The 22,516-nt window shown below is 74.2% G+C and carries 24 protein-coding genes; 8 read left to right on the forward strand and 16 right to left on the reverse strand.

Annotation, left to right across the window (positions count from 1 at the left end; all coding sequences use genetic code 11):
• Positions 1-46: 46 nt before the first annotated feature.
• The 6 genes from ACIRB7_RS16040 to ACIRB7_RS16065 all read right to left on the reverse strand — a co-directional run bounded on the left by ACIRB7_RS16040 (position 47) and on the right by ACIRB7_RS16065 (position 5,085).
• The gene (locus ACIRB7_RS16040) at positions 47-733 is read right to left on the reverse strand and encodes a class F sortase (protein ID WP_403598835.1); all 687 of its coding nucleotides are present in this window, start codon (positions 731-733) and stop codon (positions 47-49) included.
• Positions 734-950: 217 nt separating this feature from the next.
• The gene (locus tag ACIRB7_RS16045; protein WP_403598169.1) at positions 951-1,505 is read right to left on the reverse strand and encodes a hypothetical protein; all 555 of its coding nucleotides are present in this window, start codon (positions 1,503-1,505) and stop codon (positions 951-953) included.
• Positions 1,506-1,764: 259 nt separating this feature from the next.
• Complete coding sequence (locus ACIRB7_RS16050) at positions 1,765-2,709, reverse strand: beta-ketoacyl-ACP synthase III (protein WP_403598171.1); 945 nt, start codon at positions 2,707-2,709, stop codon at positions 1,765-1,767.
• Positions 2,710-2,884: 175 nt separating this feature from the next.
• Positions 2,885-3,268: a (2Fe-2S) ferredoxin domain-containing protein gene (locus ACIRB7_RS16055; protein ID WP_403598174.1), complete on the reverse strand. Its 384-nt coding sequence runs from the start codon at positions 3,266-3,268 to the stop codon at positions 2,885-2,887.
• Positions 3,265-3,786 (reverse strand): isochorismatase family protein, encoded by a 522-nt coding sequence (locus ACIRB7_RS16060; protein ID WP_403598176.1) that lies wholly within the window; start codon positions 3,784-3,786, stop codon positions 3,265-3,267. Before ACIRB7_RS16060 ends, ACIRB7_RS16055 begins: the two co-directional genes overlap by 4 nt.
• Positions 3,787-3,927: 141 nt before the next feature.
• Entirely contained in the window at positions 3,928-5,085 is a 1,158-nt protein-coding gene (locus tag ACIRB7_RS16065) for a bile acid:sodium symporter family protein (RefSeq protein ID WP_403598179.1), read from the reverse strand.
• Between the two features lie 163 nt (positions 5,086-5,248).
• On the opposite strand from ACIRB7_RS16065, the gene ACIRB7_RS16070 reads away from it, so the two are divergent.
• The 4 genes from ACIRB7_RS16070 (at position 5,249) to ACIRB7_RS16085 (ending at position 9,955) form a co-directional block, all read left to right on the forward strand.
• Entirely contained in the window at positions 5,249-6,115 is an 867-nt protein-coding gene (locus ACIRB7_RS16070; protein ID WP_403598182.1) for a LysR substrate-binding domain-containing protein, read from the forward strand.
• Positions 6,116-6,490: 375 nt separating this feature from the next.
• The gene (locus tag ACIRB7_RS16075) at positions 6,491-8,314 is read left to right on the forward strand and encodes an AMP-dependent synthetase/ligase (RefSeq protein WP_403598185.1); all 1,824 of its coding nucleotides are present in this window, start codon (positions 6,491-6,493) and stop codon (positions 8,312-8,314) included.
• 225 nt (positions 8,315-8,539) lie between these two features.
• Positions 8,540-9,334, forward strand: a complete 795-nt coding sequence (locus ACIRB7_RS16080; protein ID WP_403598838.1) for an aldo/keto reductase — start codon at positions 8,540-8,542, stop codon at positions 9,332-9,334.
• Positions 9,335-9,490: 156 nt separating this feature from the next.
• Positions 9,491-9,955 carry an RICIN domain-containing protein gene (locus tag ACIRB7_RS16085; RefSeq protein ID WP_403598187.1) on the forward strand — a complete coding sequence of 155 codons (465 nt, stop codon included), beginning with the start codon at positions 9,491-9,493 and terminating at the stop codon, positions 9,953-9,955.
• Between the two features lie 22 nt (positions 9,956-9,977).
• Here ACIRB7_RS16085 and ACIRB7_RS16090 read toward each other — a convergent pair whose 3' ends face one another.
• Together ACIRB7_RS16090 and ACIRB7_RS16095 are read right to left on the reverse strand one after the other, a co-directional pair.
• Positions 9,978-10,940 (reverse strand): class I SAM-dependent methyltransferase, encoded by a 963-nt coding sequence (locus ACIRB7_RS16090; protein ID WP_403598190.1) that lies wholly within the window; start codon positions 10,938-10,940, stop codon positions 9,978-9,980.
• A gap of 79 nt (positions 10,941-11,019) precedes the next feature.
• The gene (locus tag ACIRB7_RS16095; RefSeq protein WP_403598193.1) at positions 11,020-11,952 is read right to left on the reverse strand and encodes a cupin domain-containing protein; all 933 of its coding nucleotides are present in this window, start codon (positions 11,950-11,952) and stop codon (positions 11,020-11,022) included.
• Positions 11,953-12,041: 89 nt separating this feature from the next.
• Here ACIRB7_RS16095 and ACIRB7_RS16100 point away from each other — a divergent pair, with 89 nt between their 5' ends.
• Positions 12,042-12,917 (forward strand): NmrA family transcriptional regulator, encoded by an 876-nt coding sequence (locus ACIRB7_RS16100; protein WP_403598195.1) that lies wholly within the window; start codon positions 12,042-12,044, stop codon positions 12,915-12,917.
• Between the two features lie 6 nt (positions 12,918-12,923).
• Here the strand turns inward: ACIRB7_RS16100 and ACIRB7_RS16105 are convergent, their stop codons facing one another.
• Both ACIRB7_RS16105 and ACIRB7_RS16110 read right to left on the reverse strand, forming a co-directional pair.
• Positions 12,924-13,670 (reverse strand): class I SAM-dependent methyltransferase, encoded by a 747-nt coding sequence (locus ACIRB7_RS16105; protein WP_403598198.1) that lies wholly within the window; start codon positions 13,668-13,670, stop codon positions 12,924-12,926.
• 182 nt (positions 13,671-13,852) lie between these two features.
• Positions 13,853-14,158, reverse strand: a complete 306-nt coding sequence (locus ACIRB7_RS16110) for a 4a-hydroxytetrahydrobiopterin dehydratase (RefSeq protein ID WP_403598201.1) — start codon at positions 14,156-14,158, stop codon at positions 13,853-13,855.
• 93 nt (positions 14,159-14,251) lie between these two features.
• Between ACIRB7_RS16110 and ACIRB7_RS16115 the strand changes: the two genes are divergently transcribed.
• A complete protein-coding gene (locus ACIRB7_RS16115; protein ID WP_403598203.1) occupies positions 14,252-15,076 on the forward strand; it encodes a helix-turn-helix domain-containing protein in 825 nt (274 codons plus the stop codon).
• On the opposite strand, the gene ACIRB7_RS16120 is transcribed toward ACIRB7_RS16115, so the two are convergent.
• The 5 genes from ACIRB7_RS16120 to ACIRB7_RS16140 form a co-directional block, all read right to left on the reverse strand.
• Entirely contained in the window at positions 15,066-15,488 is a 423-nt protein-coding gene (locus tag ACIRB7_RS16120; protein WP_403598206.1) for a hypothetical protein, read from the reverse strand. The two genes, ACIRB7_RS16115 and ACIRB7_RS16120, sit on opposite strands and share 11 nt — an antisense overlap.
• Positions 15,489-15,738: 250 nt before the next feature.
• Positions 15,739-15,921, reverse strand: a complete 183-nt coding sequence (locus ACIRB7_RS16125) for a hypothetical protein (protein WP_403598210.1) — start codon at positions 15,919-15,921, stop codon at positions 15,739-15,741.
• Between the two features lie 62 nt (positions 15,922-15,983).
• Entirely contained in the window at positions 15,984-16,559 is a 576-nt protein-coding gene (locus tag ACIRB7_RS16130; RefSeq protein ID WP_403598212.1) for a hypothetical protein, read from the reverse strand.
• Between the two features lie 140 nt (positions 16,560-16,699).
• Positions 16,700-18,847 carry a phage holin family protein gene (locus tag ACIRB7_RS16135; protein WP_403598215.1) on the reverse strand — a complete coding sequence of 716 codons (2,148 nt, stop codon included), beginning with the start codon at positions 18,845-18,847 and terminating at the stop codon, positions 16,700-16,702.
• Positions 18,848-19,015: 168 nt separating this feature from the next.
• Positions 19,016-19,420: a hypothetical protein gene (locus tag ACIRB7_RS16140; RefSeq protein WP_403598217.1), complete on the reverse strand. Its 405-nt coding sequence runs from the start codon at positions 19,418-19,420 to the stop codon at positions 19,016-19,018.
• A gap of 136 nt (positions 19,421-19,556) precedes the next feature.
• On the opposite strand from ACIRB7_RS16140, the gene ACIRB7_RS16145 reads away from it, so the two are divergent.
• Positions 19,557-20,336, forward strand: a complete 780-nt coding sequence (locus ACIRB7_RS16145; RefSeq protein WP_403598220.1) for an MBL fold metallo-hydrolase — start codon at positions 19,557-19,559, stop codon at positions 20,334-20,336.
• A gap of 196 nt (positions 20,337-20,532) precedes the next feature.
• Positions 20,533-21,255 carry a DedA family protein gene (locus tag ACIRB7_RS16150; protein WP_403598840.1) on the forward strand — a complete coding sequence of 241 codons (723 nt, stop codon included), beginning with the start codon at positions 20,533-20,535 and terminating at the stop codon, positions 21,253-21,255.
• On the opposite strand, the gene ACIRB7_RS16155 is transcribed toward ACIRB7_RS16150, so the two are convergent.
• The gene (locus tag ACIRB7_RS16155) at positions 21,235-22,512 is read right to left on the reverse strand and encodes an MBL fold metallo-hydrolase (RefSeq protein ID WP_403598223.1); all 1,278 of its coding nucleotides are present in this window, start codon (positions 22,510-22,512) and stop codon (positions 21,235-21,237) included. The genes ACIRB7_RS16150 and ACIRB7_RS16155 overlap by 21 nt on opposite strands.
• Positions 22,513-22,516: the final 4 nt, after the last annotated feature.

Raw genomic sequence — 22,516 nt, forward strand, 5'->3', positions numbered from 1 at the left:
AGTTGAGCAGGAATCGACCCCGACTTCTTCCCGAGTGGGGACAAAGTCAGGGGGCAGGTCGTGGTGTCGGTCGGCGGATCTCGATCAGGCGGGCCGAGACCACCACGTTGCCGGCGTAGCCGTTCTTCTCGGTGAAGGTGCCGCCGCAGGTGATCAGGCGGAGTTCGGGGACACCGGCGTCGGCGTAGACCCGCTGGGCGGGGAAGCCGTCCTTGGGGACGACCTCGACCCCGTACACGGAGAAGACGGCGGTCCGGCCGTCGCGGCGCGCGATCTCCACGCGGTGTCCTTTGGCGAGAGCGCCGAGGTCGTAGAAGACGGCTCGTCCGCCGGGGGTGTCGACATGCCCGACGACGACGGCTGTGCCGCGCTCGCCGGGGGTGACGGCACCGGTGAACCAGCCCGCGAGCCGGTCGTCCTCGGGGGGTGGGGCCTCGATCCAGCCGTCCGCGTCGAGCCCGACCTCCGTGACGGGGGCGTCGATCCGGACGGCCGGTACGCGGACCCGGACCGGCGTGGACGGGGGCAGCGGACGGGGTACGGCCACGGGGGCGAGCACGGCGGTCGCCCGGGTGCCGTCGGGCGCGGCGGCGGCGAGGGGCTGCGGCGGACCGGCGGCTTCGAGTTCTTCCGTACCGCCGCGCACGAGGTGTACGCCGATGAGGAGGACGACGGCGATGACACCCCAGGCGCCGTGCCGTGCCGTCGGGTCCGTTCTGCCCGTGGCGTCCACCCTGCCCGTCGGGTCCGATCTGCCCGGGCCCGACGGTGGGCCGGTACCCGGCGTCCGCCTCGCGTCGTCCTCCGACGGTCCCACGTCCGCACTCCTCCTCGCGCCACCGCCCCGTGGATCACCCCGTGGATCACCCCGTGGGTCATGGCGCCCCTCCGTCCCGGACCTCGTCACACCGGGACGGAGGGGCCGTTTCAGGCCCCCCGGTTCCCTGCCGTCAGGCGCGGCCGCCGCCGCGGCGGCGGGTCAGCACGACGGCGGCGCCGAGCGCCCCCGCGATGAGGAGGACGCCGGTGACCACCTCGGTGACGCCGAGCCCCTCGGACTCCGCGCCGGAGGCGGCGGCGGTTCCGTAGCCGGCCTTGACGCCCTTGTGCGCTCCTGGCTGCATGCCGTTGTCGTGCCCGGTCGTCTTCCCGCCGGTGCCGCCCTGGGCGATCGTGAGGGTGGTGGTGCCGCGCTCGCCCTTGCAGTCGAAGGTGATCTCGTACTGGGCGCCGGCCTTGGCGTCGAGGTCGACGGTCGCCCGGCCCGGACGGCCCTCTTCGAGGGTGACCGTGTCGAAGACGCCGGCGGTGACGGTCACCGACGGCACCTCGCAGCCGTCGGAGGTGAGGGTGACGGTGCCGCCGGGGGCCACCTTCTCGGGGGTGACGGAGAAACCGAACGACGTGATGTCGGGGTCTTCCTCCCCCGCCAGGGCCGTCGGCGCGACCACGACCACGGCGGCGGCGCTCAGCAGGGCGGCGGAAGCGGCACGTATCGCGCGCATGGCGGTGTCCTCCGTATCACGCGAGGGCCCGGCCGCGGAGCGTTTCCGTGCCGGAAGGCGACGACCCTCACCGCGATCGAAGCTAGGTCCGCCCCTGGGGCGCCGCCACCGGGCTCCGCCGAACGGGTCATGACCGCGCGTGACGGCGGTGCCGTGTTCACGCGCGCGCGGGGCGGCCGCTTCGGGGACGCGCGCGGGGCGGCAGTTTCGGGGACGCGCGCGGCGCGGTCGCTTGAGGTCACCGGCGCACGGGCAGCCGTCAGGGAATCCGGACGACCTGGCCCGCGTACGAGAGGTTGCCGCCGAAGCCGAACAGCAGGACCGGGGCGCCGGAGGCCAGTTCGCCGCGTTCGACCAGCTTGGCGAGGGCGAGCGGGATCGAGGCGGCCGAGGTGTTGCCGGAGTCGACGACATCGCGGGCGACGATCGCGTTGACGGCGCCGATCTTCGCGGCGAGCGGCTCGATGATCCGCAGGTTGGCCTGGTGCAGGACCACACCGGCGAGGTCCTCGGGAGCGATGCCGGACCGCTCGCACGCCTGCCGGGCGAGGGCGGGCAGCTGCTGGGTGGCCCAGCGGTAGACGCTCTGGCCCTCCTGCGCGAAGCGGGGCGGGGTGCCCTCGATCCGGACGGCGTGGCCCATCCCCGGGACGGAGCCCCACAGGACCGGTCCGATGGCGCCGGTGTCCGTCTCCGTGGCCTCGACGATGGCGGCGCCCGCGCCGTCGCCGACGAGGACGCAGGTGGTGCGGTCCGTCCAGTCGACCACCTCGGTCATCTTGTCGGCGCCGATCACCAGGACGCGGCGCGCCCCGCCGGCCCGTACGGCGTGGTCGGCGGTGGCCAGGGCGTGCGTGAAGCCCGCGCACACCACGTTGAGGTCCATGGTGGCGGGCGAGGTCATGCCGAGGCGGGCGGCGACGCGGGCGGCCATGTTGGGCGAGCGGTCGATGGCCGTGGAGGTGGCGACGAGGACGAGGTCGATGTCGTCGGGGGTGAGCCCGGCCGTGGCCAGGGCCTTGCCCGCCGCGTGCGCGGCCAGCTCGTCGACGGGCTCATCGGGCCCGGCGACGTGCCGGGTGCGGATGCCGACCCGACTGGTGATCCACGCGTCGTCGGTGTCGACCAATTCCGCGAGGTCGTGGTTGGTGAGCACCTTGGCGGGCTGGTAGTGCCCGAGCGCGGCAATGCGAGTGCCCGTCATCCAGGGACCCCTTCGGTGGTTCGATCGTCGGCAGGAACTACCCAGTCTTGCCAGCGACTGATGGGTAACCGGTGACGTAAACCACCAAGATTCCCCCGTACCCCTTGGCCGACCATGACAAGGCCCCGGGCGCGGCCCGGCCTCCACGGCGTCGGGCGGGTGCCGCCTGCCGGGGTCAGTTCTTCGGCGGGTCGATCATCTGGAGGGCGAGGGTGGCCGGGGGCGGGGCGATGCCGGGGCCGCCTGCCGCTGTCCAGGCGAGGATGTCGTCGAGGGAGTCCTCGTCCAGGGTGAACGCGACCCAGGCGGCCCGTCCGCCGCGCCTGCGGCCTTCGGTGGAGGGCTGGACGACGACGATGTTGGCCTGGGCGCAGGGTCCGAGGCAGTCGCTGGTACGGACGGCGAGCCGGCCGCCGGAGGCCGCGGCGGCGGCCCGGAGGCGGTCGAGCTGGCCGGTGTGGTCGGTGCCGGGATTCTTGCGGGCGTCGCCGCAGCAGCAGCCGCGGCAGACGACGAGCGAGCAGGGGCGGGCCCCGTACCGTATCGGCACCGGTGTCATGCGGGGCCGTCCAGGGTGATCGCGGAGACGGGGGCGACCGTGCCGAGGCGGGGGAAGTCGAGGGCGACGGACGCGTGGTGCTCGTCGGCGGTGAGCGCGGTCATGGCGTCCTCGGCGAAGACGAGTTCGTAGCCGTGGTCGGAGGCGGCGCGGGCGGTGGACTCGACGCCGAGGTTGGTGGCGATGCCGCCGAGGACGAGGGTGGTGGCGCCGAGGCCGGTGAGCAGCTCGTGGAGTCCGGTGTCCTGGAAGCCGCCGATGGTGCGCTTGACGACGACGGGGTCGCCGTCCTCGACGAGGTCGGGGACGAGGTCGCTGCCGGGCGGCTGGCGGTCGACGTTCGGCCGCTCGACCCGGATGTGGACGACGGGGGCGCCGGCGGCCCGGAAGGTGTCGGCGAGCCGGGCGGCCGCGGCGAGGACGTCGGTGCCGGGCCTGGGGGCGAGGGGCAGCGCGACCATGCGTTCCATGAGGTCGACGAGGACGAGCGCGGTGCGGCCGGGATCGAGTGCGGGCATGGGAGCACCGTAGCGGCCCGGATGATCATCGCGGGCCGGGCGGGGGTGTGATCCGGCCGACGGAGGGGGCGTACGGGGGCACGGGCGGGGCGGTCTCGGGCGCGGGTCGTTCAGGCGCGGGGTGTTCCCGTGCGGGGTCGTTCAGGCGCGGGGGCGTTCCGGTGCGGGGTCGTTCAGGCGCGGGGGCGTTCCGGTGCGGGTTTCCGGGGTGGGCCCGAGCTGCTCCGGTGCGGCTGTCCCGGGGCCGGGCTCCGGTGACCGCACGGCCTCCGGGTCGTGGGAGCGGCGTTTCGCGATGACCGCGCAGACCATCAGCTGCATCTGGTGGAAGAGCATCAGCGGGAGTACGGCGAGCGCGGCCTGCGGACCGAAGAGGACGCTGGCCATCGGCAGTCCGGCCGCCAGGCTCTTCTTCGAGCCGGCGAACTGGATCGCGATCCGGTCGGCCCGGTCGAAGCCGAGGCGACGGGCCCCGTACCAGGTCAGGGCGAGCATCACCGCGAGGAGGACCGCCTCGACGGCGAGCAGCAGACCGAGTCGGGCGGGCGTCACCAGGTGCCAGATCCCGGCGACCATGCCCTGGCTGAAAGCGGTGTAGACGACGAGGAGGATCGAGCCCCGGTCGACGTACCCGAGGACCTTCTTGTTCCGGGCCAGGAAACCGCCGACCCAACGGCGCAGGAGCTGCCCGGCCAGGAACGGCACGAGGAGTTGCAGCACGATCTTCAGGAGCCCGTCGGCGGAGAGGCCGCCGGCGCTGCCGGCGAGGAGCAGCGCCGCGAGGAGCGGGGTCAGGACGATGCCGGCGAGCGAGGAGAAGGACCCGGCGCAGATCGCGGCGGGGACGTTGCCGCGGGCGATCGAGGTGAAGGCGATGGAGGACTGGATCGTGGACGGCACCAGGCAGAGGAAGAGGAAGCCGCTGTAGAGCTGAGGGGTGAGCACGGTGGGCACGAGGCCGCGTGCGGCGAGTCCGAGGAGGGGGAAGAGGAGGAAGGTGCTGCCGAGGGCGGTGAGGTGGAGCCGCCAGTGCGTGAGGCCGTCGAGGGCCTCACGGGTGGAGAGTCTGGCGCCGTAGAGGAAGAAGAGGAGGGCCACGGCCCCCGTCGACGCGCCTCCCGCGACGTCGGCGGCGGCTCCGGACGCGGGGAGCAGCGCGGCGAGGGCGACCGTGCCGAGCAGGGCGAGGACGTATCCGTCGACGGGCAGCCAGGACGGCGGGCGGAGGGTGCGCAGGCGGGTACGGACGCGGGTGCGGCGGGGGCCGTGGGGGGTGTGGCCGGGTGTCGGGGCGGTCATGGCTCCACTGCTCTGGGCACAAGGAAAGTCTGGGCGCTGGGAACGGGGGGATGCGGAGTCGCGCGTTCCTATCCTGCTCCACGGGCCGGTGATCGGGAATCCCGTACAGCCCTCTGACTGTCATCATGAAGTGTGATGAACGCGATGAGCGTACGGTCGTCCCGTGTACGAGCCGACGCACCTGCGCACCTTCCTCGCCGTGGCCCAGACGCTGAGCTTCACCCGGGCCGCCGACCGCCTCGGCCTGCGTCAGTCGACCGTCAGCCAGCACGTACGGCGCCTTGAGGAGGCCACCGGGCGGCCGCTGTTCACGCGGGACACGCACCGGGTGGCGTTGACGGAGGACGGGGAGGCGATGCTCGGCTTCGCGCGCACGATCCTTCAGGCGCACGAGCGCGCGGCGGCGTTCTTCGGCGGGACCCGGCTGCGGGGGCGGCTGCGGTTCGGCGCGTCGGAGGACTTCGTGACGACCCGGCTGCCGGAGATCCTGGAGTCGTTCCGGCGTGAGCACCCGGAGGTCGATCTGGAGCTGACGGTCGAGCTGTCGGGCACGCTCCAGGCCCGGCTGGCGGCCGGCCGGCTCGATCTGATCCTGGCGAAGCGGCGTGGCGCGGAGAGCGAGGGCCGGCTCGTGTGGGAGGACACGCTGATCTGGATCGGGGCGCCCGGGCTGCGGCTCGATCCGGAGCGGCCGGTGCCGCTCATCCTGTGCCCGCCGCCGGGGATCACCCGGGCGCGTGCTCTGGAGGCGCTGGAGGCGCAGGGCCGGGCGTGGCGGATCGCCTGTACGAGTTCCAGCCTGAGCGCGAACGTGGCGGCGGCCCGCGCGGGGCTCGGGGTGATGGCGCACACGAGGGGCCTGGTGCCGCCGGGCCTGGTGCCGGTCCCGGCGCGGGCGGGGCTTCCGGAGCTGGGGGACGTGGGTTTCGTGCTGCGCGGGGGCCGTCGGGGCGGGGTGGTGCAGGAGGCGGCGGACGCGCTGGCGGAGGCGATCCTGGCGGGCGGCGACCGGCTGCACCGGCCGGGGTGAAGGGGTACGGGTCGCGGCGCCCCGGCGGGGAGAGGCCGGCCGCACCGACCCGGGTGAAGAGGCACGAGACGCGGCGCCCCGGCGGGGAGACGGTCCGCGGTGCACGGGCGCCGCACGACCTCTGGGCGGCGCTCCGGTGAGCGGCCGGTACAGATTCCGTGGAGATTCCCGCCCGGGGGACGTACCGAGTGGTCGGTAACGGCCCGGGGGTGCACGTGACTTGGCTGCTCCACCCGCCCTGACCTGTGCGAACAGGGAATGTCCCGGCTTGGTGAAGGCCCTGCCGCCGGGCAGTCGTGTGGGGTACCGTCACCCGCGCCGTACGGAGCGCGACAACGGGCTTTTCCAGCCACCGAGCCGTCGAGGAGCAGGTCAGTGCGCGAGTTCACCGTGCCGCCCGTCGAGGCGGCGCCTCAGGTCGGCGGTCTGGCGGACGCCGTGTTCGAGCGCGCACTCGCGGAGCCGGACCGGATCGCGTTCGGCCGGAAGGGCCCGGACGGTGTGTGGCGGGACGTGTCGGCCGCGCGGTTCAGGGACGAGGTCCTCGGCCTCGCGAAGGGCCTGATCGCGGAGGGTGTGCGGTTCGGCGACCGGGTCGCGATCATGGCCCGTACCCGCTACGAGTGGACGCTCTTCGACTTCGCGCTGTGGTCGCTCGGCGCGCAGCCCGTGCCGATCTATCCGACGTCCTCCGCCGAGCAGGTCTTCTGGATGCTGCACGACTCCGAGGTCACGGCGTGCGTGGTGGAGCACGAGGACCACGCGATGACGATCGGCTCGGTGGTCGACCGGCTCCCCCTGCTGCGGCGCCTGTGGCAGCTGGACGCGGGCGCGGTGGCCGAGGTGACGGCGGCGGGGGCGGACATCGACGAGGAGGTCGTGCACCGGCACCGGCGGGCGGTGACCCCGGAGACGGTGGCGACGGTCATCTACACGTCGGGGACGACCGGCCGCCCCAAGGGCTGTGTGATCACCCACGCCAACTTCATGTTCGAGACGGACATGCTGGTGGGCCGCTGGGAGTCGGTGTTCCGTTCGCGGCCGGGGGATCAGGCGTCGACGCTGCTGTTCCTGCCGCTCGCGCACGTCTTCGGCCGGATGGTGGAGGTCGCGGCGGTCCGCAGCGGGGTGAAGCTGGGGCACCAGCCGGTGATGGCGGCCGGTGAGCTGCTTCCGGACCTGGCCGCGTTCCGTCCGAGTTTCGTACTCGCCGTGCCGTACGTCCTCGAGAAGGTCTTCCACGCGGCGCGGCGCAAGGCGGAGCGGGAGGGGAAGGCCGGGCCCTTCGACAAGGCGGTGGAGGTGGCGGTCGCCTACGCGGAGGCCCTTGAACAGAAAGCGTTCGGGACCGGTCCCGGCCCTTCGGCGGCGCTGCGCGTACAGCATCAGTTCTTCGAGAAGACGGTGTACGGGAAGGTCCGGGCGGCTCTGGGCGGGCGGGTCCGGCACGCGATGTCGGGCGGTTCGGCGATGGACCGCAGGACCGGCCTGTTCTTCGCGGGCGCGGGGGTCACGGTGTACGAGGGGTACGGGCTCACCGAGTCCTCGGCCGCCGCCACCGCGAACCCTCCCGAGCGCACCAGGTACGGCACGGTCGGGCAGCCGGTCCCGGGCACGACGGTGCACATCGCGGAGGACGGTGAGGTGTGGCTCCACGGCGGCCAGGTCTTCTCCGGGTACCTCAACGATCCCGAGGCGACCGCCGCCGTCCTCAATGACGGCTGGCTGGCCACCGGGGACCTCGGCTCGCTCGACGAGGACGGCTATCTGACGATCACCGGCCGCAAGAAGGAGATCCTGGTGACCTCGGGCGGCAAGAGCGTCGCCCCGGCGGGGCTTGAGGAGCGGGTGCGGGCGCATCCGCTGATCGCCCAGTGCATCGTCGTCGGCAACGACCGGCCGTACATCGCCGCGCTCGTGACCGTCGACCAGGAGGCGGTGGAGCACTGGCTGGCGATGCAGGGGCGGGCGCCGCTCGCACCGGCGGAGCTGGTGCGGGATCCGGCCCTGGAGACCGAGATCCGGCGGGGGGTGGTGGCGGCGAACACGCTGGTCTCGCAGGCCGAGTCGATCCGCACCTTCCGGATCCTGGCGCATCCGTTCAGCGAGGAGCACGGGCTGCTCACCCCGTCCCTGAAGCTGAAGCGGAAGGCGATCGAGCGGGCGTACGCGGCGGAGGTCGCGGCGCTGTACGGCTGAGCCCGGGTTGCTGTGACGGGCTCGGCGGAATGCGTCGCGGCCCGTGATCGTTGACGCTGTGAGTACTCCGTACGGCCTCCAGGGGTCGTACGGCCGTCACGACCCGCGACAACGTAAGGATCCCCCCACGTGAGCACGGACAGCAAGGACAGCACGGTCGGCACGGACAGCAAGGTCGGCAAGGACAGCACGGTTCCTTCGGTCACCCTCAACAACGGCGTCCGGATGCCGCAGCTGGGCTTCGGTGTCTGGCAGGTGCCGGACGACGAGGCGGCGACGGCCGTGACGACGGCCCTGGAGGCCGGCTACCGCTCGATCGACACCGCCGCGATCTACGGGAACGAGGAGGGCACGGGCCGTGCCGTCGCCGCTTCCGGGATCGCGCGCGAGGACCTGTTCGTCACCACCAAGCTGTGGAACTCCGAGCAGGGCTACGACTCGACGCTGAAGGCCTTCGACACCTCGCTCGACAAGCTGGGGCTCGACTACGTCGACCTGTATCTGATCCACTGGCCGGTGCCCTCGAAGGACGCGTACGTCGACACGTACCGGGCGTTCGAGAAGATCTACGCGGACGGGCGCGCCAAGGCGATCGGCGTGTCGAACTTCCTCCCGGAGCACCTGGAGCGGCTGATCGAGGAGACCTCGGTGGTGCCCGCGGTCAACCAGATCGAGCTGCACCCGCAGCTCTCCCAGCAGGCCGCCCGTGAGGCGCACGCCCGGCATGACATCGCGACCGAGGCGTGGTCGCCGCTCGGCTCCGGCAAGGGGCTCCTGGACGTGCCGGCGATCGTCGCGATCGGCCGCAAGCACGGCCGGACCCCGGCCCAGGTCGTGCTGCGCTGGCACCTCCAGCTGGGGAACGTGGTGATCCCGAAGTCGGTCACCCCGTCCCGTATCCAGGAGAACATCGACGTCTTCGGCTTCGAGCTGGACGCCGAGGACCTGGCGGCGATCGCCGCCCTCGACGAGAACCGCCGTCTGGGCCCGGACCCGGCGGAGTTCAGCGCCGGCGCCTGAAGGCGGAGAACGCTGTGGTGCCGCGCCGCCGCTGTCGTGCGGGCCGCGCGGCACTGTCGTACCCGGGACGTAGGGTCGGTGACGGCCCGTGGGGGGGCCTGTCGCGGTGTCGTGCCGTGACGTCCAACAGTGGTGCGAGCAGAAGGAGTCGGTACGGTGAGTGGTTCTCCGGGACCCGTCGAGGAGGGGCTGTACCGGGTGCGGAACGTGGGCAGCGGGCTGTTCCTCGAGGTGTACGAGGGGTCGAGCCGCAGCGGGGCGAACGTGCAGCAGGGCACCGGGAGCGGAACGCCCGGGCAGCACTGGCACATCACGTCCGTGCCGAACGGCGGCGGGCTCTACCACCTGGTCAACGCGGCCAGCGGGAAGCGGCTCGACGTGGCGGGCGCGTCCACGGAGAACGGCGCCAACGTCCAGCAGTGGAAGGCCAACAACTTCGGTGCGCAGGAGTGGATCATCGAGCGGGACCTCCAGTCGCCGGGGACGGTCGCGCTGGTGAGCTTCATCAGCGGGCTGTTCCTGGAGGTCGCTGACGGCTCGACGGCCGACGGGGGGAACGTACGGCAGTGGGAGGACACCGACTCCCCGTTCCAGTGGTGGCGGTTGGAGCCGGTGTCCTGACCCGGGCGGTTCTTCCCGGCGGTCAGCCCTTGCGGGCGGTGTGGACGGTGCGGGCCGTGAGGTGGAACAGGTCCGTGCGGTGGTGCAGGGACAGCTCGTCGGCCGGGTCGAGGAGCCGGTCGAGCGTCGCCCGGTCGTCCGCGTCGAGCCGGGTGCCGCAGCCTTCCCGGAGCCGCCCGAAGTGGGCGAGCGCCAGCTCCCGTACGGCCGGGGACACGGGCGCGGGGACGTCGGTGAGGAACGTGCGGGTGCCCGCGGGGGTGAGGCCGGCGTCGGCGAGGAGCGCCCGCCAGTCGTCCGGTTCGTCCTTGGCACCGGGGAGTTCGGCGCGCATCTCGCCGAACCACTCCGCGTTGACGGCGTCGAGACGGGCCTCGAGGCCCGGTCGGCCGATCCCGATGTGCGAGGGCAGGTGTCGGGTGGGCAGGCCGCCCTCGACGAGGACCATCAGGCCGCCGGGGTTCAGCAGACCGGCGAACTCCACGAGCGCGGCCCGCTGGTCCCCGATGTGGTGCACGGAGTTGCCCGCCCAGATCAGGTCGGCCTGCCCAAGTCCCGCGATGTCCTCGGGGAGTTCGGCGTGGAGGGTGGAGACGCGGGCGCCCAGGCCGCGCGCCTCGGCGCGGGCGAGGGCGCGAGCGAGGAGTTCGGGGGTGCCGTCGACGGCGACCGCCTCGGCGGCCGGGAAGGCCTCGGCGAGGACGCCGGTGACGACGCCGGGGCCGCTGCCGACGTCGAGGATGCGGCGGACGCCCTGCGCCGGGGCGAGCGTGCCGAGCCAGGCGGCGGCGTCCGCGTAGGCGGGGCTCGCGATCTCGGCCTGCCGCTCCAGGAGGGGGGCGAGCTCGTTCCAGTCCAGGTGGGTGCTGTCGTGGTGGTGGCCGTGGGCGTGGGCACCGCCCTCTCCGTGACCGCCGTGACCGCCGTGACCTTCGTGACCGGCGTGTCCGTCGTGACCGGCGTGGGGTTCGCTGTGCTGACTCATGGGTCCAGCCTGCGCCGGGTCGACGCGGAGTGCGAGAAATATTGCCGGTCCGGCAATTTTCCCCACGGCCGTCGGAGCGTCACGCCCCTGCCCGGTACTCCTGCGGGCTGACGCCACGGACCCGTTTGAACGCGGCGCTCAGCGCGAACGCTCCCCCGTACCCCACCTGCCGGGCGACGGACTCGACCGTGGCGTCGGTCTCGCGCAGCAGGTCGGCGGCGTGCGCGAGCCGCCAGCCGGTGAGGTACGCCATCGGGGGCTCACCGACGAGTGCGGTGAAGCGGCGGGCGAGCGCGGCTCGGGACACGCCCGTCTTCGTGGCGAGCGAGGCGACGGTCCAGGGGTGGGCGGGATCGTTCTGGAGCAGCCGGAGGGCCCGGCCGACCACCGGATCGCCCATGGCTCGGTACCAGGCGGGGGCCTCGGCGCCGGGCCGGGAGAACCAGGCGCGGACGCCCGCGATGAGCAGCAGGTCGAGGACGCGGTCGAGGACGACGGTCTGGCCCGGTTCGTCGCGGGCGATCTCCTCGTCGAGGAACGGCATCAGGGGGCAGTTCCACAGGTCGGCGGGCAGATGGAGAAGGCCCGGCAGGGCGTCGAGCAGCCGGCGGCCGACCTCACCGTCCATCTGGTAGGTGCCGACGAGGAGGGTGGTGCCGCCGTCGGGAGCGTTGCCCCAGGTGCGGACTCCGAGCCGCATGGTCTCGGCGAGCGGCTCCCCGCTGAGGGTGGAGCAGGCGCCGCCGGGGCCGATCCGGGCGCGGGGCGGGGCGTCGGGGGCGTGGCCGACGGTGTACGGCTCCGGGCCTCGGGCGATGGCGATGTCGCCGGGCCGCAGGAGGACGGGCTCGCCGGTGTCCGGGACGATCCAGGCCTCGCCGTCGGTGACGCACATCAGGCAGAGGGGGGCGCCGTCCTCGATGCGGACGGACCACGGAGGCTCCATGATCATGCGGAGCAGGAAGGCGCCTTTGGCGCGGGGCCCGTCGAGGAGTCCGGCGAGTGGGTCCATGAGGGTGAAGCGTACGGGTGAGACGGAGACGTAGGTGGGTGAGACGGCGGAGCATGGGCGGGAGGGGCCGTGGGCGGGAGTCTTGAGCCATGACGACGAACACGCAGAACACACAGACCACCGAGAACGCTCCCGGCGCTCTCAGCGCGCGGACGATCCTGGTGACGAGCGCCTCCGGCAAGACCGGGCGGCGGGTGGCCGAGCGGCTCGGGGCGCGCGGGGCCACGGTCCGCGCCGGGTCCCGTACCGGAGCGACCCCCTTCGACTGGGAGGACCCGGCGACCTGGGCGCCGGCGCTGCGGGGCGCGGACGCCGCGTACGTGGCCTACTACCCGGACCTCGCCGCGCCCGGCGCGGCCGAGGCGATGCGCACCTTCGGCGGTCTCGCCGCCGAGAGCGGGGTGCGCCGTCTGACGCTGCTGTCCGGGCGCGGGGAACCCGAGGCGGTCGTGGCGGAGGAGGCGCTGCGGGCGGCGGCCGTCGGCGTCGAACTGACCGTCGTACGGGCCTCGTTCTTCGCGCAGAACTTCTCCGAGGGGCTGCTCGCGGAGGGCGTCGGGGAGGGCGTGCTCGTCTTCCCCGCCGGTGACACGGTCGAGCCGTTCATCGACGCGGACGATCTGGCGGACGTGGTCGTCGAGACGCTGACGGCCGACGGGCACGCGGGGCGGGTGCACGAGGTCACGGGACCCCGGCCGGTGGGCTTCGCGGAGGTGGCGGCGGAGATCTCGCGCGCCTCGGGGCGCCCGGTGGTCTACGAGGCGGTGTCGGAGGCCGACTACGCGGAGCTGCTCACCGGGTTCGGGCTCCCGGCGTCCGAGGCCGGGTGGGTCGCGGCCCTGTTCGCGACGCTCCTCGACGGCCACAACGCCTCGGTGACGGACGGGGTGAAGCGGATCCTGGGCCGCGAGCCGCGCTCGTTCGCCGCGTTCGCCACGGAGGCCTGGGGCGGCCCGGGGGCCTGAGGCGGTTCAGCCGCGTCTGACGAAGCGGGCCAGCCGGTAGCGGGGGTCGTCGCGGGGGCGGTCCTGGTCCGGGAGGGCCGTGAGGGCGGCGGCGATCGTGTCGGCGGTCGCCGCGTCGCCGTCGAACCAGGAGGCGAAGTACCCGGCGCGCAGCTTGCGTACGGTGTCGCGCGGGGTGCTGCCCTGGCCGTGTCCGGTGAAACGGGCGCCTGGGGCGGGTTCGAGGCCGTGGGCGGCGGCGTGACGGGTGATCAGGTCGGCGCGGTCGGATGCCGACTCGGCGGACCGGTGCGGGCGGAGGATCTCGTCGATGTCGCTGCCGACGTCGTGGGCCGCGTCCTTGTCGACGGTGGCGATCAGGACTCCGCCGGGGCGCAGGACACGGGCCGCCTCGGCGACGATCTCCGCGGTGAACGGCACGAGGTGCAGCAGCCAGACGGCGCAGACCGCGTCGAGGGAGGCGTCGGGCAGCGGCAGCCGCCGGGCGTCGGCGCGTACGACTCCGTCGGGTACGCGTGCGGCGGCGACCCGCAGCATGGCGTGGGCGGCGTCGGCGCCGTGGACGCGCAGTCCGGGCCGGCTGAGCCGTTCGGTGACGAGGCCGGTACCGCAGGCCAGGTCGAGGAGGGTGCGGGCGCCGGGCGGCACGAGCCGCAGGACGGCCTCGGCCGCCGCCGCTGCCCGGGGCACTCCGCCCCGGGTCCGGTCGTAGTGGGCCGCCTCGGCCTCGTAGTCGAGCAGCGTCTCCGCCATGCCGATGATCCTACGAGGCGGCGACGGCGCCCTCCGGAAAGGGTTGGGCTGTGGCGTGTGGGTCGGCCGGGCGCGTGGTGCGCAGGTCGGCCCGGCCCGTGGCCCGCGGGTGGGCCGGCGCCGTGGCCAGGGGGTCAGGTGTCCTCGTGGCGCGCGGGTCGGCCGGCCCCGTGACCCGGCGGTCAGTTGGCCCCGTGGCCCGGGGCGATCCCTTCGACGCGCTCGGCGAGATCGAAGTCCTTCTCGGTGACGGCTCCGCCGGCGGAGTGGGTGTTCACGGACAGGGTGACCGTGTTGTAGCCGAGGGTCAGGTCCGAGTGGTGGTCGAGCTCCTGCTGGATCCGGGCCACATGGACGACGAGCGCGGTCGCCGCGAAATGGTCGCCGAGCCGGTAGACACGGGTGAGGCGGTCGTCCTCGACGGACCAGCCGGGGAGCTCCCGCAGGCGGTCCTCGATCTCCTTCTGCGACAGCGGCTGTGTGGGCACGGCGGTGCTCCCTCCGGTCGGGTGGCGCGGGTGACGGACAGGGGTCCCGGGGAGGAACGTACCCGGGTCCCACCTCTGGGATACCGTCTGACCATGACAACTGTCGTGAGCGACACGGGGGTAGGACCACTGCTGCGCGGCTGGCGTGAGCAGCGGCGGCTGAGCCAGCTGGAGCTGGCGTTGCGCGCGGACTCCTCTGCGCGGCACATCTCGTTCGTGGAGACGGGCCGTTCCCGGCCGAGCGAGGAGATGGTGCTGAGGCTGGCCGAGCACCTGGAGGTGCCGGTCCGTGAGCGGAACGCGCTGCTGCTCGCGGCCGGGTACGCGCCGCGGTACACGGAGTCGCCGCTCGGCGCCCCGCGCCTGGAGACGCTCCGGGAGGGCATCGAGATCCTGTTGCGGGGATACGAGCCGTATCCGGCGCTGGTGGTGGACGGCTCGTACACGGTGGTGGCGGCCAACAGGGGTATCGGGCTGCTGCTCGACGGGCTGCCGGAGCATCTGCTGACACCGCCGCTGAACGCGATGCGGATCACGCTGCACCCGGAGGGGATCGCGCCCCGGATCCGGAACCTGCGGGAGTGGCGGGGGCATCTGCTGCACCAGATGGAGCGTCAGATCGGGCTGGCCCGCTCGGAGCCGCTGCGCGAGCTGTACGCGGAGGTGGCGGCGTATCCGCTGCCGCCGGGCGCGGACGACGAGCGCGCCCCGGGCGACCCGGGGCCGGAGGCGTATCCGTACTTCGCGCTGCCGCTCCGTATCGAGCACGACGGGCAGGTGCTGTCTTTCGTGTCGTCGATCTCGACGTTCAACACACCGCTGGACGTGACCGTCGCCGAGCTGGCCATCGAGACGTTCCTCCCGGCCGACCCGGCGACGGTCGCGTACCTGCGGTCACTGCCGCCGTTCAGCGACTAGCCGCGACGGCCTTCAGCGCGGTCCACTGGAGTACGGCGAACCCGCCGACGGTGGCCGCCTGCATCGGCGTCCAGAGGAGGCCCGCGGTGGTCGGCTCCAGCCAGACGACGAGGGCGACGATGCTCAGGACGGCCCAGAGGATGTTGAGGTCGACGACGATCTTCACGGCGGTCGCCGGCGGCTGCGTGCGGGAGGCGAGCCAGCCGACGGCGGCGGCGAACACGATCAGGAAGATGCCGAGTTCGAGCAGAACGCCCGAGTCGACGCCGAGGAACTCCCCGAGCGGCCCGGAGGCGGCGGCGTAGGCGATGCCGTTGGTGCCGGTGACGACGGCGTCGAGGGCGAGGAACCGGCGGAGCGCGGTGTGCGGCCGGGTGGTGCGGGCAAGACCGGTGAGCAGAGCCTGGGACATGGCGGATCACCCTCCAGGGGGGACGTTCGCGCGGGTGGTGGGCCCGGAGCCCGAGCGGAGTGCGCCGCCCGGGTTCCGGTAGCCATGAGCATGCCGCGCGGCCCGCGGGGGGTCGATTACCCGCGAGGTAATGCGCGGATACCCCGGAGGTAGTGCGTGGGGCCGGGAGGTCATGCGCGGGGCAGGGCGGCCGGGAGCCGTACCTCGCGCCCCGGCCGCCGGGTGACGCCGGGTCATGTCGGATCAGGCGTCAGCGGACACGGTCCTCCCGGTCCGCGGGCGGCTCGGCGGCGGGGGCGGGTTCGGCGGCCGGGGCGGCCGACTCGGGCGCCCGGCGGTCGGCGCGCGGGGAGCCGGAGGCCTCCGTGCGCAGGGAGCGGGAGGCCTCGGCGCGCAGCAGGGCCTGGAGGACGGCGAAGGGGTCGACGGGCATGACGAAACTCCTCGTTGGTGCGGGGGGGGTGATGTCGGGGGCTGCCGGGGGCGTGGGCCTCCTCAGCAGCGCATCACCACGCACCGGAGCGCGTCGCCGCGCGGGGCGGGTACGAGGGCGGGGGCCGGAGTCCGCCGGTGCCTTCGGGCGCCGTAGGGGGCGTGTCGGGGCCGAACGGGCCGTTGGCCGGTCCGGTGCCGTCGGGAGCGGCCGGCGAGTCCGGCCTCGGTGGCGGCCGGATCCTGGGTCTCGCCGCTCGGATCGGGCGCCGGGGCGGCGGTGGCGGGCCGGAGTTCGGCGCCACCGGTGAGCGTGGCCGCGGCCCCGGTGCCGAGCAGGGCGGCGAGGATCAGAAGCAGCGTGATCCAGGGACGCCGCCGCCGCGCCGGGCGGCCCGCCGAGGTGGCGGGCCGGGCGGTCGGCTCGGGCGTCGGGCTCACGGAGATCCCTACGCCCCCGTCCCGCCGGCGCTGCTCCACGCATGCCGGGCCGCCCGCCGGAATGGCGGGCCGGGGGGACGGCTCGGGCGCGGGGCTCATGGAGATCCGTACCGCCCCGTCCCGCCAACGCCGCTCCAGACATGCCTGGCGGCCCGCCGAAGTGGCGGGCCGGGCGGTCGGATCGGGCGCGGGGCTCATGGAGATCCGTACTGCCCCATCGGGGTCCCGGCGCGGCGGCCCGGGCCCGAGATCCGCCCGAGCGGCCTACGGGCGGGGTCCCTGATTCACCGCCACGGCGGTCACGGCGGTCACGGCCGGGGACGGCGTCGCCGGGCCGGTCAGGAGCGAGGCGAGGACGACGGTGATTCCGATCCGTCCGTGGACGGCGAGATCTCCAGCTGCGGCAGCGGCGGACGCGGCGGCAACGGCACCTGTGGACCCGAGCACTCCCGCAGCCAGCGCCGCAGCACCCGGTGCACCTGCTCCGCCCCGACCAGCTCCTCCCCCTCGGCCACGGGCGGCGACAGCTCGGGCGGCGAGAGGAGGAAGGGATGCGACTGCTCGCCGCCGAGGCCGCCGTGCGAACCGATCTGCTCCTCGAAGGCGTGCACGGTGCCGGTCGCCGGGTCGTACATGGAGTTGACCATGATGTCCGCGACGTGCGGGAAGCCGTCCGTACGCCGCACGACTTCCGCCGCGCCCCGGCCGAAGACGGCCAGCGGCCCCCCGTCGTCGAGCTCGGCGACCGGCACCTCCACCCCGTCACGGGCGAGCACCACCGAGCCGTGCTCGGCGCTCGCCACGAGCACGAAGCCGACGCCCGGATGGTTCGCGAGCGTGCGGAGCAGCGCCGGGTGGCGCCGGTCGATCTCCTCCCGGGTCATTCGGTGCGGCACGTCGGGGAAGGAGACGAGACCGAGGTTGCCCGAGGCGAGGACGACCGGCTCGGAGGGCCGGGCCGGAAGCTCCCGCGCCGTCTCGTCGGTCTCGTCCACCGGCCGGTGCAGCGCGAGGCGCAGCGCGTCCCTCGCCGCGTCCCGCGCCTCCGAACCGCTGCGGGTCCTGCGTACCCGACGCGGCACCGGAAGCCCGCACCCGGCCCTGACGAGCTCCTTCAGCGTCAGCCCGTACACCCCTTCGAAGGTCGGGCCCGGGCTCTGCCCGTGGTCGGAGAGCAGCACGATCCGGTACGGACGCGGGGCGTGCTCGGCGACGGTGGCGATGAGCGCGATGGACCGGTCGAGGCGCCGCAGGACCTGGTCGGTGTCCCGGCCGTGCGGTCCCGAGTGGTGCGCCACCTCGTCGTAGGCGACGAGGTCGGCGTAGACGGCGGTGCGGCCCGCCAGCATGTCCCCCATCACGGCGGAGACCACGACGTCCCGCTCCAGGACCGTCGCGAAGGCGCGGACGAAGGGGTACGTGCCGCCGCGCGAGACCCTCGGTGTGTCGCGGCGCAGCAGCGCCCGGGTCGACTGGACCATCTCGCGGACGCACTCGGCGACGAACGATCCCGCGGTACGGACGGCGTTGGCCGGGTCGGAGAAGTACGCGAAGTAGCCGGCCCGCGAGCGGTTGCGGCGGCCGCGGCGGGCGGCCACCGAGAGGACAAGGGCGACCTGGTCGGCGCCCCCGCTGAAGAGGTTGCCACGGGAGGCCCCGTCGAAGCTGAGAAGGCCGCCGTCCCCGGTGCGGCGCACGGCCCGGCGCTGGAGCTCCACGGCGCTGGCCGGGCGGTTCGACACCATGAGCCGGCCGGTGTCCTTCTCGTACCAGCGGAAGGCGGGCACGTCCTCGTTGGAGCCGTGCAGGATGCCGAGCTGGCTCGCGCCGGTCTGGCTCGACCAGTCGGTGCGCCAGGGGGTGAGCCGGTGGCCGGCGTCGAGCAGGTCCGCGACGGTCGGCATGAGCCCGTCGGCGACGGCACCGCGCAGCACGTGGTGCCCGACGCCGTCGAGCTGGAGGAAGACCGTGCCGGGGACCTGCTCGGGGGTGTCGCCCGGCGCGCGGGGCCGGGTGCGGCCGGTGAGCCGGTAGAGGCGGCTCCGGTAGGCGTCGTCGTCGCGGACGGCGAGGGCGGTGGAGGTGGCGGAGGCGACGGCGGACATGACGGCGGCGACGGCGACGGCCGTCTCGGGGTCGGCGGCGCCGCGCCCGTCGGGGACCAGCCAGAGCGCGACGAGCAGCAGCGAACCGTTGAGGAAGAAGACGAGGAGACCGAGCACGAGGGCCGGGACGAGCAGCAGGGCCCGCACGATCAGCGGCCACACGAGGGCGCCCAGCAGACCGAACGCGCCGGCCGCCGCGGCGGCGGTGAGCGCCGTCCGCGTGAAGGTGTCGCCGTCCGGGGACTGGAGCTGGAAGTCGGGGAGCAGCCCGGCGAGGATCAGCAGGGTGAGCGTGGACACCGCCCAGACCACCGCGACCCGCCCCAGCGCCCCGCCCGCGGATCGCCAGCGCTCGGCGCCACCCCATCGCCTCTCACCCACGCCCGCTTCACCTTTCGCCCGTTTCCTGCCTCAAGCGTGGCACAACGCCCACGGTCGGCGAGGGAAACGGGTGACGGCGATCGGCCCGGGTGTGTCAGGTCGGGGTCAGGGCAGGGGGCAGGCCGGTCGCCAGGTCGGGGGTCGGGTCGGGGTCAGGGCAGGCGGGTTTCAGGAACCGTCGTACCCCGCCGTCGGCATGGAGAGCCGACGGTGCACCCCCGCCTTGGCCGCCGCGTCGTACGCCGGCTCGTCGGGACAGACGGTCTCCACCCGCACCCCGCGTCGCGCGCACTCGGCGCGGAAGCCGGGCACGGAGGTCAACGCACGTGCGAGGACACGCTCGTTGGCGGCGACGAACAGGTCGACCGCCCCCGCCTCCACGTCCGCCCACAGGGCCGCGTGGTCGGGCCGGATGCCGTAGAACAGCAACTGGCGGGCGACCACGTACCCCTTGTCGTCGGCCCAGCGGGCACAGACCGCGTGTTGGCTGCGTGTGTCCACAAGGAAAGGCTCGCTGTCCAGCTCTTCGAGCGGGGTGAGGCTGGCGATCGCCGCCACCCGAACGTCGTCCATGGGCCGACCCTACTGCCGGACGGCACGGCCGAACATCCTCCGGCGCCCGCCCCGGGCAATTACCCTCGATACGGAGGTACGGGACGGCCGCGGACATCGTGAACGGCGGCCGAAGCCAGCGAGAGCGGAAGGCGGCATGCCGGTGGAGGTCACCTGGTGGGGTCACGCGACCTGCACGGTCGAGGACTCCGGGGTCCGCTTCCTCACCGATCCGCTGTTCGCGCGGCGGCTCGCCCATCTGCGGCGGCGGCGCGGAGCCCTGCCACCGCCCGAGGCCGCGGTCGCAGAGGCCGTCCTCGTCTCGCACCTGCATGCCGACCATCTGCATCTGCCCTCGCTCGCCCGGCTCGCGCCCGGGACGCGGCTCGTCGTGCCGCGCGGCGCCCCCGAGGCCGTACCGGGGCTGCGCCGGCTCGACGGGAACGGGGTACGGCTGACGGAGGTGGAGCCGGGTGACACGGTGACGGTGGAGGGCGTGACGGTACGGGCCGTCCCGGCGCTCCACGACGGGCGGCGACTGCCGGTCGGGGCGCATCGCGCGCCCGCACTCGGATACGTCGTCGAGGGCGAGGCGCGTACGTACTTCGCCGGGGACACGGGTCTGTTCGACGGGATGGCGGAGGCGGTGGGGCCGGTGGACGTGGCACTGCTGCCGGTCGGCGGCTGGGGCCCGTACCTCGGACACGGTCATCTCGACGCGGGCCGGGCCGCCGAGGCGCTGGCCGCGCTGTCGCCGGCGGCCGCGGTCCCGGTGCACTACGGCACGTACTGGCCGATCGGTCTGGACGGGATCCGGCCGCACGAGTTCCACGCGCCGGGCGACGAGTTCGTACGGCACGCGGCCCGGCTCGCTCCGAAGGTCGTGGTCCATCTCCTCGGCCACGGCGAACGGGTGCGGCCTGAGGTCGCGCGGTGAGGCGGGGAGCGCAGGGGCGGGCGGGGGCGCAAGGACGGCCGGGGGCGCAGGGGCGTTCTGGGGCGCAGGGGCGTTCTGGGGCGACGGCGCGGCCGGGGGCGGCTGGGTGGTCGGGAGCGACGGGGCAGCCAGGGGCGCCTGGGCGGGCGGAGGCGCCGGCGCGGTCGGGGGCGGCTGGGCGGTCGGCGGTCGCGCGGTGATCGACGGGATCACCCGGATCGTGGAGGCGGTCCGGGAGCTGCCGCCGGAGTCCACCCAACAGGCGGTCGGCTATCCCTCCCTGTTCCTGTTGGTCGCGCTCGGCGCGCTCGTGCCGATCGTGCCGACGGGCGCCATCGTCAGCTCCGCGGCGGTGGTCGCCTTCCACCAGACCTCGCCGCTCGCACTGCTCTTCGTCTTCCTGGTGGCGGCGTTCGCCGCGTGTCTCGGCGACGCCGCCCTCTACTGGCTCGGGCAGCGCGGGGTCCGCTCCCGCAACGGTTCGCGGTGGCTCGCCGCGCTGCGGGGGCGGGTGACCCCGGAGCGGCTCGCCCACGCGCAGGAGCGGCTCGACACCCATCAGGTGTCGGTGCTCGTGCTGTCCCGGCTCGTACCGGCGGGGCGGATCCCGGTGATGCTGGCGTGTCTGCTCTCGGAGATGCCGCTGCGGCGCTTCGTCCGGGGGGACGTCGCGGCCTGCCTGGCGTGGGCGGCGACGTACCAGCTGATCGGGATCCTGGGCGGTTCGCTCTTCCCGGAGCCGTGGCAGGGGGTCGTCGCGGCGGTCGGCCTCACGGTGCTTGTCAGCGCGGTCCCTGCCCTGTGGCGGCGGGTCCGGGGGACGACGCCCCGCGAGGCCACCCACGCAGGGAACTCGAAGAACGCAGGGAGCTCAGGGGACTCAGGCGGCTCGGGGCACTCAGGGCACGAGCACCCGTGAGCCGCCGACCGGCAGGTCCCACAGGTCCTCGCGGGGCAGCCCTGCCTTCTCCCAGGCGGTCCTGACCCGGGCGAGGGGTTCGAGGACGGGTTCGGAGGACAGGACGAAGGTGGCCCAGTGCATCGGTGCCATCCGCCGCGCCCCCAGGTCCTGGTGGGCGCGGACCGCCTCCTCCGGGTCGGTGTGGACGTCGCTGAGCCACCAGCGGGGGTCGTAGGCCCCGATCGGGAGCAGCGCCAGGTCGATTCCGGGATAGCGGCGGCCGATCTCGGCGAACCAGTGGCCGTACCCGGTGTCCCCCGCGAAGTGGACCCGGCGTCCGGACCGGTCGGTCAGCACCCAGCCTCCCCACAGCGAACGGCAGGTGTCCAGGAGGGTGCGCTTGGACCAGTGGTGGGCGGGGACGAAGTCGAAGCGCACGCCGTCGAGTTCGGCCGCCTCCCACCAGTCGAGCTCGGTCACGCGGCTGAACCGGCGGCGGGTGAACCAGCGGCCGAGGCCGGCCGGGACGAAGACCGGGGTGTGCCGGGGCAGCCGCTTCAGGGTGGGGGCGTCGAGGTGGTCGAAGTGGTTGTGGCTGATGACGACGGCGTCGACGCGCGGCAGGTCCGCCCAGCGGACCCCGACCGGGGTGAGGCGGGCGGGGGTGCCGAAGATGCGGCGGGACCAGACCGGGTCGGTGAGGACGGTGAGCCCGCCGAGCCGCACCACCCAACTGGCGTGCCCCGCCCAGGTGACGGCGAAGGTGTCGGGACCGGTCTGCGGGAGCGGGCCCGGCTCGAAGGGCAGCAGGGGGACGTCACGGAGGCCTTCGGGGCGGGGGCGTACGGCACCCTCGCGGGCGAACCTGGCCAGGGCCCGGAGGCCGGGGAGGGGTGCGGTGAGCCGGTCGGCGAAGGTACGCGGCCAGTCCGACCGCAGCCGCCCGACGGGCTGGAGGACGGGGGCGGGCGCGGGCGCGGGCGCATCGGCGGTCGCGGATGCGGGCCCGGGCGCGGGGGCGTTCGCGGTGACGGGCGGGGATACGGGGGCGGGGGCGGTGGCGGACGGAGGGGCGGGGGCGGTGGCGGACGGAGGTGCGGGGGCGGTGGCGGACGCGAACGCCGTGGCGGACCCGGGCGCAGTGGCTGGCCCGGCCGCAGGGCCCGAAGCGGCTGCGGGTGCGTTCGCGGTGGCGGGCGTGAGCCCGGGCGCCGACGTGGGAGCCGTGGCCGGGGTCTGTGCGGCGCGCGCGGGCGGTGCCATCCGTTCGGTCATCTGC

Origin of the sequence: Streptomyces sp. NPDC093795, from assembly GCF_044764665.1 — a bacterium.
In the GTDB taxonomy this organism is placed as follows: domain Bacteria; phylum Actinomycetota; class Actinomycetes; order Streptomycetales; family Streptomycetaceae; genus Streptomyces.

What these genes read in the sequence shown, in the direction of transcription:
- ACIRB7_RS16045 (WP_403598169.1), bottom strand. Translation starts at nt 1,505, where the DNA reads ATGCGCGCGATACGTGCCGCTTCCGCCGCCCTGCTGAGCGCCGCCGCC.
- ACIRB7_RS16050 (WP_403598171.1), bottom strand. Translation starts at nt 2,709, where the DNA reads ATGACGGGCACTCGCATTGCCGCGCTCGGGCACTACCAGCCCGCCAAG.
- ACIRB7_RS16055 (WP_403598174.1), bottom strand. Translation starts at nt 3,268, where the DNA reads ATGACACCGGTGCCGATACGGTACGGGGCCCGCCCCTGCTCGCTCGTC.
- ACIRB7_RS16060 (WP_403598176.1), bottom strand. Translation starts at nt 3,786, where the DNA reads ATGCCCGCACTCGATCCCGGCCGCACCGCGCTCGTCCTCGTCGACCTC.
- ACIRB7_RS16065 (WP_403598179.1), bottom strand. Translation starts at nt 5,085, where the DNA reads ATGACCGCCCCGACACCCGGCCACACCCCCCACGGCCCCCGCCGCACC.
- ACIRB7_RS16080 (WP_403598838.1), top strand. Translation starts at nt 8,540, where the DNA reads ATGCCGCAGCTGGGCTTCGGTGTCTGGCAGGTGCCGGACGACGAGGCG.
- ACIRB7_RS16090 (WP_403598190.1), bottom strand. Translation starts at nt 10,940, where the DNA reads ATGAGTCAGCACAGCGAACCCCACGCCGGTCACGACGGACACGCCGGT.
- ACIRB7_RS16095 (WP_403598193.1), bottom strand. Translation starts at nt 11,952, where the DNA reads ATGGACCCACTCGCCGGACTCCTCGACGGGCCCCGCGCCAAAGGCGCC.
- ACIRB7_RS16100 (WP_403598195.1), top strand. Translation starts at nt 12,042, where the DNA reads ATGACGACGAACACGCAGAACACACAGACCACCGAGAACGCTCCCGGC.
- ACIRB7_RS16105 (WP_403598198.1), bottom strand. Translation starts at nt 13,670, where the DNA reads ATGGCGGAGACGCTGCTCGACTACGAGGCCGAGGCGGCCCACTACGAC.
- ACIRB7_RS16115 (WP_403598203.1), top strand. Translation starts at nt 14,252, where the DNA reads ATGACAACTGTCGTGAGCGACACGGGGGTAGGACCACTGCTGCGCGGC.
- ACIRB7_RS16120 (WP_403598206.1), bottom strand. Translation starts at nt 15,488, where the DNA reads ATGTCCCAGGCTCTGCTCACCGGTCTTGCCCGCACCACCCGGCCGCAC.
- ACIRB7_RS16125 (WP_403598210.1), bottom strand. Translation starts at nt 15,921, where the DNA reads ATGCCCGTCGACCCCTTCGCCGTCCTCCAGGCCCTGCTGCGCGCCGAG.
- ACIRB7_RS16130 (WP_403598212.1), bottom strand. Translation starts at nt 16,559, where the DNA reads ATGAGCCCCGCGCCCGATCCGACCGCCCGGCCCGCCACTTCGGCGGGC.
- ACIRB7_RS16140 (WP_403598217.1), bottom strand. Translation starts at nt 19,420, where the DNA reads ATGGACGACGTTCGGGTGGCGGCGATCGCCAGCCTCACCCCGCTCGAA.
- ACIRB7_RS16145 (WP_403598220.1), top strand. Translation starts at nt 19,557, where the DNA reads ATGCCGGTGGAGGTCACCTGGTGGGGTCACGCGACCTGCACGGTCGAG.
- ACIRB7_RS16155 (WP_403598223.1), bottom strand. Translation starts at nt 22,512, where the DNA reads ATGACCGAACGGATGGCACCGCCCGCGCGCGCCGCACAGACCCCGGCC.